General features: G+C 57.0%; 12 protein-coding genes. 1 reads left to right on the top strand and 11 read right to left on the bottom strand.

Annotated elements, in window-relative coordinates:
* Nucleotides 1–89: 89 nt before the first annotated feature.
* The 5 genes from aprA to VLV32_01955 all read right to left on the bottom strand — a co-directional run bounded on the left by aprA (nt 90) and on the right by VLV32_01955 (nt 5,832).
* Nucleotides 90–1,934 carry an adenylyl-sulfate reductase subunit alpha gene (gene aprA / locus VLV32_01935; GenBank protein HUL40656.1) on the bottom strand — a complete coding sequence of 615 codons (1,845 nt, stop codon included), beginning with the start codon at nt 1,932–1,934 and terminating at the stop codon, nt 90–92.
* A complete protein-coding gene (gene aprB / locus VLV32_01940) occupies nt 1,934–2,398 on the bottom strand; it encodes an adenylyl-sulfate reductase subunit beta (GenBank protein ID HUL40657.1) in 465 nt (154 codons plus the stop codon). Before aprB ends, aprA begins: the two co-directional genes overlap by 1 nt.
* Before the next feature lie 11 nt (nt 2,399–2,409).
* On the bottom strand, nt 2,410–3,198 hold the full coding sequence (locus tag VLV32_01945) for a hypothetical protein (protein HUL40658.1): 789 nt from the start codon (nt 3,196–3,198) through the stop codon (nt 2,410–2,412).
* A gap of 826 nt (nt 3,199–4,024) precedes the next feature.
* A complete protein-coding gene (locus VLV32_01950) occupies nt 4,025–5,431 on the bottom strand; it encodes a putative sulfate exporter family transporter (protein HUL40659.1) in 1,407 nt (468 codons plus the stop codon).
* A gap of 107 nt (nt 5,432–5,538) precedes the next feature.
* On the bottom strand, nt 5,539–5,832 hold the full coding sequence (locus VLV32_01955) for a hypothetical protein (GenBank protein HUL40660.1): 294 nt from the start codon (nt 5,830–5,832) through the stop codon (nt 5,539–5,541).
* A gap of 187 nt (nt 5,833–6,019) precedes the next feature.
* Here VLV32_01955 and VLV32_01960 point away from each other — a divergent pair, with 187 nt between their 5' ends.
* On the top strand, nt 6,020–6,400 hold the full coding sequence (locus VLV32_01960; GenBank protein ID HUL40661.1) for a tautomerase family protein: 381 nt from the start codon (nt 6,020–6,022) through the stop codon (nt 6,398–6,400).
* A 143-nt stretch (nt 6,401–6,543) separates the two neighbouring features.
* Here VLV32_01960 and VLV32_01965 read toward each other — a convergent pair whose 3' ends face one another.
* The 6 genes from VLV32_01965 to VLV32_01990 form a co-directional block, all read right to left on the bottom strand.
* A complete protein-coding gene (locus VLV32_01965; GenBank protein HUL40662.1) occupies nt 6,544–7,389 on the bottom strand; it encodes an alpha/beta hydrolase in 846 nt (281 codons plus the stop codon).
* Between the two features lie 2 nt (nt 7,390–7,391).
* A complete protein-coding gene (locus tag VLV32_01970) occupies nt 7,392–9,149 on the bottom strand; it encodes a DUF4105 domain-containing protein (GenBank protein ID HUL40663.1) in 1,758 nt (585 codons plus the stop codon).
* Nucleotides 9,150–9,400: 251 nt separating this feature from the next.
* Nucleotides 9,401–9,889, bottom strand: a complete 489-nt coding sequence (locus VLV32_01975; GenBank protein HUL40664.1) for a DUF3015 domain-containing protein — start codon at nt 9,887–9,889, stop codon at nt 9,401–9,403.
* 393 nt (nt 9,890–10,282) lie between these two features.
* Nucleotides 10,283–10,534, bottom strand: coding sequence for a hypothetical protein (locus VLV32_01980; protein HUL40665.1), 252 nt, complete (start codon nt 10,532–10,534; stop codon nt 10,283–10,285).
* A 4-nt stretch (nt 10,535–10,538) separates the two neighbouring features.
* The gene (locus VLV32_01985; protein ID HUL40666.1) at nt 10,539–11,324 is read right to left on the bottom strand and encodes a hypothetical protein; all 786 of its coding nucleotides are present in this window, start codon (nt 11,322–11,324) and stop codon (nt 10,539–10,541) included.
* Between the two features lie 161 nt (nt 11,325–11,485).
* On the bottom strand, nt 11,486–12,865 hold the full coding sequence (locus VLV32_01990) for an aminotransferase class III-fold pyridoxal phosphate-dependent enzyme (protein ID HUL40667.1): 1,380 nt from the start codon (nt 12,863–12,865) through the stop codon (nt 11,486–11,488).
* Between the last annotated feature and the right edge of the window lie 147 nt (nt 12,866–13,012).

The raw sequence follows: 13,012 nt of genomic DNA on the forward strand, positions 1-13,012 counted from the left end.
GACATCGTCCACTCACGTGTCTTTGGATCATATCCCGTTCGGGTCATACTTCGAGCCCGTGATCTTGGGGGGCTCAAAGTTCAGCCCCGTCAGTCGACGATGTGGTAGACCGGCGCCTTCTCCAAGGCCCACTTGCCGCTATTCCGGTCGTAGCGAGACAGGGTGAAGCAATGCCAGTTCTCGTCATCCAGCTTTATATGATCGCCCCGATAGTAGTACCCGGGCCACCGCGTTTCTTCGCGGAACAGCGTGTGATGGGTCACGGACTCCGACGCCAGAAGCCGATGGTGCAGCTCCCACGCACGCTGTAGCTGGTGCAGGTCTTCGGCGCCCATGCGGCTCATGTCCTCCTTCAGCATGCCGAGCAGCTCGAGCCCGCGGTTGAGCAGCGCGCTGTTGGTCATGTAGTTGGTGCTGATGCCGCCGACGTATTCGTCCATGATCTTCTCGAGGCGCTGGAGACCCTGCATCGGCAGAAGATAACTCGGCGATACGGTTCCGGCGACAATCTCGTTGCGGCCGACCCGGTAGTTCTCCAGCGGCTGGTAGATCAGCTTCTCGAGGTCGCGATATTCCTGCTCGCTGACCTGCGGCTGCGCCTTGCCCATGTCCATCACGTACTTGACCGCCGCCTTGGCGGCGATGCGGCCTTCCGTGAAGGACCCCGAGGAGAACTTGTGGGCGCTGCCGCCGATGGCGTCGCCTGCGCCGAAGAGCCCGTCGACGGTCATCATGCGGTTGTATCCCCACTGGTATTCGCTGGGGGCATAGTCTTCCGGTCCGCTCGCCCACGCACCGGAGCAAGTGGCGTGCGAGCCCATCACATAGGGCTCGGAGGTAGTGAGCTCGGGGTTGGTGTGCTTGGGATCGATATTCTGCGACGCCCACACGACCGCCTGCCCGATCGTCATGCCGAGGAAATTCTCCCAACCTACGGTCTCCTTGTGCGGGTCCTGGAAGGCCTCCTTGGTCACCATGCGAATCGGGCCGCGGCCGGCCGCGAGCTCCTTGAGCAGGGCGTGGTTACGCAGGCAGGTCGGCACCGGGTGATGGTCGATATAGTCCCCCACCAGAGCCTTCGTGTCCTCGTACCATCGCTTTTCGTACTCCTCGCCGTAGCCGTTCTCCGTGTACGTCTTCAGATGCAGGAAGTAGGCGCCGACGGGGCCGTAGCCGTCCTTAAAACGGGTCAGGACGATGCGGTTTTCCATCTGCGTCATCTTGGCGCCGACCTGGATCGGCAGTGCGTAGGCCGACGCGCTGCTCCAGGGCGCATACCAGGTCCGCCCCATCCCCTCGCCCACGGCGCGCGGCTTAAAGATGTGCGACGCGCCGCCCGCGGCGATGATCACCGCCTTCGCACGGAACACGTAATAATCCCCAGTGCGCACGTTGAAACCGACGGCGCCGGCGACGCGGTTGGCCTTGCCGCTGTCCATCAGCAGGTGGGTCACCATGATCCGGTTGTAGACCTCGGACGCGGCCTTGCGCGCCGCTTCGGCGACGATCGGCTTGTAGCTCTCGCCATGGATCATGATCTGCCACTTGCCTTCACGCTGGTACCGTCCGGTCTTGGGGTCGCGCATCATCGGCAGGCCCCATTCCTCGAACTTGTGCACCGTAGCATCCACGTGCCGGGCGATGTCGTAGCCCAGGTCCTCGCGCACCAGGCCCATGAGGTCGTTGCGGGCGTAGCGGACGTGGTCCTCGGGCTGGTTCTCGCCCCATTGCATGCCCATGTAGCAGTTGATCGCGTACAGGCCCTGCGCGACCGCGCCGCTGCGCTCGATGTTCGCCTTCTCGACGCACACGATCTTCAGATCGCGCCCCCAGTAGCGCGACTCGTAGGTGGCCCCGCAGCCGGCCATGCCGCCGCCGACGACGAGAATGTCCGCCTCGACAAAAACCGTCTTTCTGCCTCGAAACAGTCCCATCACACCAGTCCCCGCTTGAGTTGATCCGGGCGTAGCGTGGGCAATCCCCCCTTGATATTGAGCGCTTCCGGCTCGTGCGCGAGCTCCTGCCTGGTGAAGTCCTCGGGCCGCGGCGCATCGTACTCGGCTGGCCCCTTGATCGATCCCCAAGGCGTCGTGCGGATCGGCGACACAAAATTCTTCTCACGCCCGTCCCGGAACTTGAGCCGCCACGATATCGTCCCTTTGGCCTCTTCGCGCAGCGCGCGGACGCTGTGGCCCAAGGGAGCGAAGTCGGCATAACCGCGGCAATCGATGGCGTGTTGCGGGCAGGCCTTCACGCAGCAGTAACACTCCCAGCACATGTTCGGCTCGATGTTGAGTGCGCGCCGGTAGGTTTTGTCGATGTGCATGATGTCCGACGGGCAGATGTCGACGCAGTGCCCGCAGCCGTCGCATCGGGTCATGTAGACGAAGGTCGGCATGTCGTTGCCTCTCAGTAGTGCCGTGGCTGTTCGCGCGCGCTGCCGAATCGCTCAGGCGCGTCGGCGGGCGCGGGCAGGTTGCTGCGGGTCTCGTTCGCGTAGGAAACCCTTTTCTCGAAGGCCGCCGCGGGTTTGAAGAACATGTGGGCGAACTTGGACCACGGCACCGATCCGAACAACACCGTCATTGCGATCACGTACAAGGCGAGCAGCATGTCGGCCCCCGCGCTGCCGATCGCTTGCAGGAAGGCCCAGATCAAGCCCAGCGTCGCGCTGCCCAGAAGCGACAGGATGAACAGGTCCGCGCGCATGATGCGGAACGGCGATTGGCCCTCGGCGGCGACATCGGCCCGGATGAAGAACCAGAACCAGTATCCGCCGACGCAGATCATCAGGCCGCCGATCCACCACAGCAGCGGCACAATGCCGGGCGTCGGAGTCTCCGCGGTCGGGTAGCCGAACACCATGATGGCGGTGGTGAAGAAGTAAATCAGGAAGCCGTACATGGTCAGCAGATGGGCGACCCGGCGACGCAGGTTGCAGAATTCCCCCGATGTGAGGAAGTCGACCACGCCGGTCTGGATGGCGATCACCACCAGTTCGCCGCGGCCGACCTGCTTCGCCCCTTTGCTTTTCGATTTCCGCCAGTTATCGAAAAAATACTTTGCGCTTCCCTTGTGCACGATGTCGGCCAGCGTCCCTGTCGCAACCAGCACGATCATGACGACGACATAGGCCTGCATGACGGCGGGCGGTATGGACGCCGAAAGCGCGGCAAATGGATTGCTGGTGAGCATCATTGGTCTCCTCGCCGTCCCCCGGGGTTCTAAGCGTCGCGCGCCGAGCCCCGGCCTTTTATCTTCTTCAAATAAATATACTCTACATTTTTCCGCGAGCAAAATTTCAACGTCCCGGACGACTTCTTATGCTCCGAAAAAACTTTTATTTGCTTCCCCAGCTTTTCAAGCAAGACAAACATCTGGCCCGGTGGGTATTGCAAATTTGCCGCACTCGCGATGCCGTCGCGGCAGGTATTTATTTGCGGCAAAGTAAAGTATCAAGATCTGGTGATTCGCCGCTTCAAGCAGCAGATGCAAACGGGGCGTCAGGTCTTGCAATCAAAAAATCCATACCGGGGGTCAGGCCTAGCGTTAACGTACTGATTTCTCATGGTTGCGTACGGCACGACTCACGCTACTGTAATGTACCCCAAAATGACGAGCGATCTGAGGTAAGCGTGTAATGGCCCGTTTGAAACACCTGCGCTTACATCGCGGACCGCACCGACCACCAAAGCTGATTGGACGTCTATTGACTTACATTACGAGGACGATGGAGGAACGTCCGTCCAGCGCTCGAATGCGTCGCAGCAAGCGTCGGCGGAAAGGTAGAGATCCCTTAGGAGACAGATGCCGTCGTTGCTGCGCACCGAGCCGTACGCGGAGCTGAGGATGTTCATGCCCTTGAAGACCGACTCCAGATACCGCGGATCGTTACGGAAGTGGCGGCAGGTCAGGCATTTTTTCCGATTGTCAGGCATGGCCTGGGAATCTCGCTCCTGATAAGGGGACGGCGCCCCCGTGAAAAGGGGGGCGCCGTGTCATATCCCAATAAGTACCCTGCGGCTTAGTGGCCGCCGAGTTTGGACCAGAACTCGTAGAAGACCATGGTCGACAGGATGAAGCCCAGGATCACGTTGACCACGGCACCCGAACTGAAAGCCCAGAAGTTCTTGCCGCCGGCGGCCGCCAGCTCGCGGAAGCGGGTGGTGAGGCCGATCGAGAAGAAGCAGAACACGAAGGCCCAGGTCCTGAGGTCGAGGATCGGAACGGTCAGGACTGGCTTCACCAGCTTGTTGTACTCAGCCGCCCCGTAGTAGCTGGCGATGGCGGTTATCAGAATCGAGGCGATGGCGAAGCCGATGACGAACTTCGGGAACCGCCACCAGATCTCGCCGAGCTGCGGCTTCTGCCCCGTCTTGACCTCCCAGCGCGTCGTGGCGATGAACGCCATGACGAACGCCCAGATGCCGATCCAGATGTCGCGGCCGACCACCTTCATCAGGGTGAAGGCCTGGACCGCCTGCTCGGGCGTGCCGGCGATGCCTTGGACATGGCCGGCGAGACTGCCGTAGGACGAGGCGGCGGCAAAGCCGGCGGCATCGGCGAACTCGGAGGTGCCGATCCACGCCCCGGCGACGCCGGTCGGCAGGCCCAATGCCCGCGACACCAGCGGCAGGAAGAAGACCATCGCGATGGCCCAAATGACCACCAGGGTGATGGCGATGGGCGCATGCTCTTTCTTGGCTCCCACGGCACCGCTGATAGCGATGGCGGCCGAGATGCCGCACACCGCGCCACCGGCGCCCATGGTGGCGCAGAGCTGCCGGTCAACGCCCAGCTTGCGGCCGACGAAGTAAATGACCAAGAACGTGACGATGGAGATCAACGACGCCTGGAAGATGGCGATCGGGCCGGCCCAGACGATCAGAGTGAAGGGCAGGGTGGCGCCGAGCAGCACGATCCCCGTCTTGATGTAGTACTCCACCCGGAACCCGGCATCCATCCAGCGCGGCAGGCCGATGACATTGGAGATGATGAGGCCCAGCACCAAGGCCACCAGGGGCGGTTCCAGGTTGTAGGTGTGGGAGTATTTCCACCCCCAGAGAATCATGATCCCTATCGAAAAGACGTAGATGAAGATGAACGACGGGATGAACTCGTTCAGCTTGTAGCCCATCGCCTTCACGCTGATGCAGAAGATGATTAGCCACATGATGAACTGGGCGATGTATTGAGGGATTTTCGCAACGAAATCCGCCCACAGTTGCCCGAACGACGTCCAACCGCCTGGCGTGACGGCGATCCACTTGATGCTCGAGCCGCTGTAGAAGAAGAGGGTCGCGACGACAATGATCCCGAGACCAAGCCAGATCGCCCACCAGTCCTCCTTCAGGTAGAGCTCGTTCCAGCCCTTCGCCTGCGCGGCGCGCGGCTCCTCTCCGGCTTCGTCCCACGCTTCTTTTATTGCCATTTTGGTGTCCTCCTTACTTAGCTTTGTATTTGAAATACAGCCTTTAGGGATTCTTGTTTTGTGTGCCTAGCTCATCTATTCCGATGCAATGGTCCCATGAAGGCTGGTTATTTATCTAAGACTGCCAGCTCTGCCCATACCGCAAAAGATCCGGCATCTGGCACCCAACGACGCAAGCTATCACGAAGTTTGTAATCATGATAACCGAAAATTTTTCCTGCAATGCAGCAAAACCGAGGGCTTACAGAACGGTCTTTAATCCGGCAATTCTGCACATGGCGCACGCGGCTGTAGGCGCTAAGACGGGTGAAGTCGCCCCCCTCAAGCCTATCGGAAATCAGCGCCATAGCACCCGCGCAAAATAAGGCGTCAGGTCGCGCGTTAGCGTACTGATTTCTCATGGTTGCGTAAGGCGCGACTCACGGCACTGTAATGTACCCCAAAATGAAGAGCGATCTGGGCAAGCGTGTAATATCGTGGATGCGCTTAGAGCGGCGTAGAATCAAACAGAAATTCGGTCCCACTTTTGACCCGCTAGTTGCAGAACAATCGGAAAAGTAAATGACAGCCTAACGAGGAGGAAAACATATGCCCTTGGTGACGTTAACCGTTAGAGAACCAAAATCGGGCGCCTTTAAATCGGGCGTTCTAGATGCAGTGCATGCGTCGCTGATTTCCGCCGGGGTGCCGGCCACTGATAAATTCCAGCGCGTAATCGAGTTGGATTGCGACGACTTTCGTTTTGATCCCCAGTATCCTGATCTGAAATCCAGGCGAAACGACGACTTCGTGCTGATAGAAATACTCTGGTCTGTCGGGCGAAGCGTCAAGGTAAAGAAAAAGCTGCTTGAAGAGCTTACGAGCTCGCTGTCAAAGCAGGGCCTTGACCCGGATAACATAATGGTGGTTTTTAAGGAAACGACTTGGGAAAACTGGTCGTTTGCCGGCGGGCGCCTTATTCACACTTGAGCCGCTGCGCTGCGAATGCCCGCATACCAGGGTCGCTCTTTTGGGATACTTTTTATTGGCGCGGCAAGAAAAAATAGCCGGCCGCCGGTCTGGCATCGGCAAATCATTCTTATCCGCTGATGTAACCCAACGCCATCCCGTGGCTAGTGCGCCTTCGGACCGGCGGCGAGGACCTTGCGCAAGTAAGCGACCAACCGGTCACGCTCGGTCTCTTGGCGCATCGCCTGAATGTGTCCGGCGCCGGGCACGATCCACAATTGCTTCGGTTCCAGCGCCGCGTCATATAACTGCACAGCGTCAGAAACCGGAACGATTGCGTCGTCGTCACCTTGAATGATGAGTAGAGGGATCGGACTAATCATCCTCACGGCAAGCAGTGGACTATATCGGTCGTCCACCGTAAGCGACGGCACCCATTGTAACGGCCAGGTGATCCAGTGATCGGCGAGTTCTTCCCGGGCGATCGCAACGTAGTCGGCGAATGTACTCTCGATCAGGAGCGCGCGAATGTGATCACGGTACGGCGAGTGCGCAACATTGTACACGGCAAGCGCGCCGCCCAGGCTCTGGCCGTAAAACACGATCCGATCTTTTTCGACGTCGGTGCGCTCGAGCAGCGTCTTCATTGCGGCGTTGATGTCTAACTGCGCGCCGTCCAGGGTGGGTTGGCCTTGGGACGCGCCGTAGCCGCGATAGTCGAAAACAAAAACATTGAAACCCCGCGCGGGAAGCCACGCGACGTTGGCGACGTGGGTGCTTATGTTCTCCGCATTGCCGTGCAGGTGGAGAACAGTGCCCACCGCGCGGCCTTTCGCCGGCAGGAACCAGCCGTAAAGCTCGAGCCCGTCGGCCGTTTTAAAACGCACCACTTGGTAGGCGAGCCCGAGCCGGTCGGGTGTGAGCACCTGAATTCGGTTCGGTTGAAAGAAAAGCTGTGTGCATGCGGCCAGCAACGGCATTGCAATAGCCAGCGCAAAGGAATTTCTCATGTTCAAAAATAATGGTCCAGTGAGAGCAGCACGGTGTTCCACGACTGTTTTTCCTGGTAATCGTGCGACAAATCGAGTTTTAGTGCCCAGTTTGTCGAGAGCGTGTAACGCTGCCGCAGTCCGGCGCTCCAGGCGGTATCGGTGTCCCCGGTGAAGAAGCGCTGACTACTTATATAGAGATTGGCTCGCCAGCGCGACGTAAAATCGGTCAGCACTCCAACGTTAGGGCCGATGCCCAGCGCATATCCATCCTCGAGGTTGCCGTTAATCTGAGCGGTCGAGTCCAGGAAAGCGTAGACGGTGGTATTTCCCCGGAGGGAATCCGGCACGGTCCAGGCGAGACCCGGACCGCCATGTACCCCGAATACCAGCGGCTCGCTGCCGCCTTTGATGCGCCGGCGCGCCCAGCCGACATCGATATTCCAGGAAAGCGGCCGAAAAAACTCGTTTCTAGGCGTAATCGATAATATGTCCACAATTGTCAGGTTCTCAAGCCTCGTCCCAATTCCGTTTCCATAATCGCGCACCGCAAAATCGAGGAAGTCGATTTGCGCACCGCGAACATAGCCGCCTTCCGGATCCATCAAGTCGTGATAAGCGACGCGACCACTGAGCTCGACGAAGTCCGCGCCAGCGTGGCTGCCGGCGCCGAGCGCGACGCGTGACGTTCCGTGGCCTTGGTCGGGGCGCACTTCGGGCACGGGAACGGCTGGTTCGTTGGTCTCTACCCCGAGTCGGCTGCGTTCCAAAAGCAATGTGTTCGCCAATTCTCCCGGTTTCTGCACCGGGCTGTGGCCGGTTATGCGCAGATAATCCAGGTAATCGTAGCTTACCTCCAGAATGCCGGCCTGGTCGGCTCCAGGCAAGGCAACGAATCCGGGATCTATCGTCGAGATGAGTCCACCGCTCATTTCCTTGACCAGCGTTCGTTGGTCTGGATTCATAAGCCCTAGCCGGTAGCTGATTATCGTCGCGTTCGATGGCCGGAATACCGCGCTTTTCAGCAATCCTTTCTGCTTGACCACAGCACGTACCGTGTCGGAGGGAATCGCCCACCAGCGGAACCCGCGGGTCAGGTCGAGATCGGGTCGCGCAACTTCCAGCAACTCGAGCAGATAATACGAGCAGTTTTCGTTAAAAAAGTAGTAATTGAAATTAATAGGCCCAAGCTCCCACGCGTGCATCAGCAGCATGTTGATTTGTTCCGGCGTCAGATTGAGTTGGTACTCCCAAATATCGCGGTTCTCAAGATCGTTGTATTCCCGCACTTTGAGATAATACGGACTGATCGAGAACCTTCCTGGGTAGACCCCGGTAAGTCCTTTGATTGCGAACACAACGCCGCTGGTCTCGTTGGTATTGGCCGCGAAATTGATTGTGTAGGCAAGCAGCCGCGTTTTCTCGTCCTGATCCTTGGCATCGATGCGCAGCAGCGTGTGGCCGAACATCGAAGACGGATTGTTGAGATAAGCTGCCGGAAAAATCAGTGTGACGCCCTGCGGATTCAGCGCGTCGCGCCACGCGTCGAAGCGCTTGCACGTCTGCTTGCGCATGCGCCGGGAATCGAAGCCCAGTTGCCGGTCAAGCCAGGTATAGCGGGCAATGAAAGCGCACTGGGGGTTTTGTACATCTTGCGTTTCCTCGACGTCGGAAAAAAAGCTAGCGAGCGTCGCTTCAAGCTCGCTTTGGGGATTGGTTTTTCCGTCGGCCGCGAGAAAAAAACGCGGCGAGTCCGCCAGGCTGTGTACCCCAGGGCCCACTAGATTGCTCCTGTAGTGCAACAGGCGATGCCATTCCGGGCGCTCGTAAAGCCGCAAGTCCCTTGACCGTGCAATCAACTCATCCAGATACTCTCCCGCCGCCGCGCCGGTTCGCGCAAGTAAGCAAAGGAGCAGACAAAGACTCCACCAACGCCGTGGTGGGACGCACATCGGGCTGTCAGAAGACAAAAAAACACCCCGTGGTCTTCCACAGGGTGTCTCTCTGTAAAAAAATTCCAGCTATAAAAACTTCAGACCGACGCAGCGTATTGGGCGAGTTGTTGATCCGAAGCAAGGACGTTCTTGAGTTCTACCACGATCTGCTCGGTCGAAACATTCTCGGATGGAAAGATGCGAGAAAAGTTTTCCTGGAGAACTTGATTAAACTTCGCGCGATCCGCGTCCCGGACCCCGATCAGGTGGGCAAGCGAGTCCAGCGACTCCCCGTTGCCGGTCGACATATCGCGGGCCAGGCGCTCCTTGTTGCCGTCGATAAACATGGCGGTCTTCCAGGTTGAGGTCACCGCGCCATCTTGGGTACAGCCGGAAGTGCCGGAGGAAATGCCGAACGTCTGGTTGCCGGTCGAGCCGTTGGTAGTCGCGGCAAAGATCTGTGGCGGTACTCCGTGCTGGCCTTCAAACAATTTTGAGCCCCAGCCGCAGCTACCTACGTTGTTTTGCGTGTCGGCAAATGCAATTGCGGGAACCATAAATAGAACAGCAATGATGATTTTTTTCACGATAATTCTCCCAAATAATTGAGGCAGGAACCTAACCTCGCGTTGCTCCTCTTAAAACCAGTGCTACTTATACGAGTGTCATGCGGCACTGTCAACTGCCGCTGGCGCCCTAATCGTTATCATTAAATCGACTCCAACCTGTTGTTTCTCATAAGATTGAAGACGTGAGTCCCGAATTGTAGGCCTTTACACCGCGGGGACTTGTGAAGCAATTATACAAGCTTTTAATTCGCCATCAGCGACACACCGCATATCTTATTTGCACAAGCTATTCGGCAGGGGAATTCCGGTACCGGCCAAAAAACCTGGTCGTTTGCTGGCGAGCGTCTGATTCACACGCGAGGTCCTCTGACCCTCGGTTGGAGCGCCGGCGCTGAACAACAATGCAAGTTTTCAACGCAACTTTAATGCCGGCGCGCCGCCAAAGAGCGCAAGAATGCCCCACACCGTTAGTGCCATGCCGCTGCAAAAATAAAGCACGAGAAAAAAGTAAAATGCCAACGGGTTGTCCGTGCGGTTAGGCCGGTAAGGACGAAAGTAAGCAACGCCTGCGGGCAGCTCGCCCGAAAGATGGCCCCGCCACGCGACCACGAGCAAAAGAGCGCCCATGCCTATAAGAAATAACGAACCAAGCACGCGGTCCATCGCCTTACTCCTCACCCGTGCCGATGAAGCGGCGGGCGATCACCAGTCCTCCGATGATGACCAGGCTGACCACACCGTAGATCAAAATTTCGAACGGCCACAAGTTGTGCGAGGTCGGGTCGCGCGAAACGCCGAAAATGATTCTCAGCACGACAAACGCCATGAGCACCGCAGGAACCGCCGCAGCGACACGCCAGCCGCCGTGCCATTTCCACAATGCCCACGCCGGAACGGCAAATCCGGAAATCAGCAAGCCTAGCGCCAGCAGCATGAATCCCACATAAAAAATTTGACTTCCGAATGATATCGGCTCATTCATGCGTTTTTCATAAGCCTGCTGCTGCGAAATTTGCTCTTCATGCCGCATCTCATCCACCCAAGGTTCCCGTGTCCTGGGTTCCGGAACCGCATCGGTACCGATGATTTTCACCGGATAACTTGCGGCTACATACTCGCCCCGTGACCTGCTGCCTATACGGATGCGGACTTCATCCACTTGCAATGGCCCGTTGAGTTCGAACCAGCCCAACGCATAGCCTGAGCCCGAGTGCGGGAATGAAGCGTTGGACTTCGCGCTAACCTCCTTTCCCTTGAAAAAGGGTCGCGCCCAAATACTGATGGGCTCGTCACTGGTGAATTGGATGCGAACGTAAAAGGATTCGTTACGGCCTAGCGTAGCCTCCGCAGGCGGATCGGTCGCGACGACTTTCACAAGCACTTCCGCCTGCGCTCCATCCATAGCCGCAAAACAGGAACCAACCAACGCCAGAAAAAATAAATAACGGTGCATGTTGCCCCCTAGAAGTAACAAGACGGACTAAATCCCGTCCTTAAAAACTTCAGCTCTGATTTTTTCTTATGACCACTTTCTTGCTGCATGCGTCACATCCGCGGAATTGTTGGACGAGAACTTGATTGTTGGGTCGGGTACATTACGAATGACCTTACGGCCTAAGACTTTGTCGATTTGGCTTGTGTAATGACTGAATCCAACGCGAGGATCCCCTCGTTGATTTCCGATAGGGAAATTTCCAAAGATGGCGCCAAAGTAATGACGTTTTTGTAATAACCGCCTATATCGAGAATAAGTCCCTTGGTCGCGCTACCGAGTTGTAACTCTCCACTCAAACCCAGTTGAAACATTTGATCTGCTAATCGACGATTTGGCGTGAATCCATCGGCCTCGCAAATCTCCATGCGTAATGCGAGACCCAAACCGTCGACATCTCCCAATTCAGGATGCTTCCGTTGCATCTCCTTCAGGCGGCCCAGGAAATATCGACCTTTCTCTGGGACCGAGGTACCGTAATCGCCTTCCTCGAATATCCGCATTACCGCCAGTCCTGCGGCGGTTCCTAATGTGTTAGACGAGAACGTCGAGTGGGTTGAACCCGGGCCAAAGACGGACGGGCTGATAAGTTCCTCGCGCGCCCAAATTCCAGACAGAGGATTCAGACCATTTGTAAGTGCCTTTCCGAAAACGATGATGTCGGGTTGCATGTCGAAGTGTTCCATTGCCCACATCTTCCCGGTACGATAGAAGCCCATTTGAATCTCGTCATCAACAATCAGGATGCCCTTTTCCCGGCAAACCCTTTCCAGGCGTTTGAAATAGCCTTGAGGAGGAATAATGTATCCACCAGTACCCTGCACCGGTTCCACAAAAAACGCTCCGAACTCGGAACGGCCCGTCTTTGGATTCCATGCGCCGGTATACTCATGCTCAAATAACCGTTCAACTTCCCAAATGAAATAATCCTCGGCATCGCGGATGTCATGGCGATACTTTGACCGGAACACATACGGAAACGGTACAAACTCTGCGCGGTCGGCAAACTCCCCAAATGCCTCCCGATAGCGGTAAGAGGATGTTATAGCGGATGCCCCAAGAGTTCTCCCGTGATATCCACCCTGGAAAGCCAGCATATGTTGACGTCCCGTACTTTTGCGGACTAGCTTCAGCGCGTCCTCAATAGCTTGTGAGCCTCCGACATTAAAAAGAACGCGCCCTTTGAGTCCGAAACCCCGCTCAATGCTATTACAGATCATCTCCGCCAGTTCGATTTTCTCGCGATGGAGATACTGACAAGCCAATTGTGGCAAGCGATCGATCTGTGCCTTTAAAGCTTGCGCCACTTTTGGGTTTGCGTATCCAAGATTAGCCGCGGAATACCACATCTGGAGATCGAGATAGCGCCGGCCGTAAGAATCAAATAGGTAACACCCCTCGCAACGTTCGAATATTCTCGGGTCTTCGGCATAGTGAACAGTATCTCCGTAGGAGCAAAAGCGCCGCTCTTTGTCTAATAACAGCAGTTCTTGCTCGCGCACTGTTTGAGTGTCCAAATCGTTCGACATAGTGTCCGGGCTTTCTCTTTAGATAACAAAATATGGTTGCAGCATATTTACTTAAAGACTATTATTCGCGCTTTCGATCACCACCGCAGCATGAAGTTTAAACCGAATACAAGCGTCGAT

This window comes from Burkholderiales bacterium (assembly GCA_035518095.1).
GTDB lineage: Bacteria > Pseudomonadota > Gammaproteobacteria > Burkholderiales > JAHFRG01 > JAHFRG01.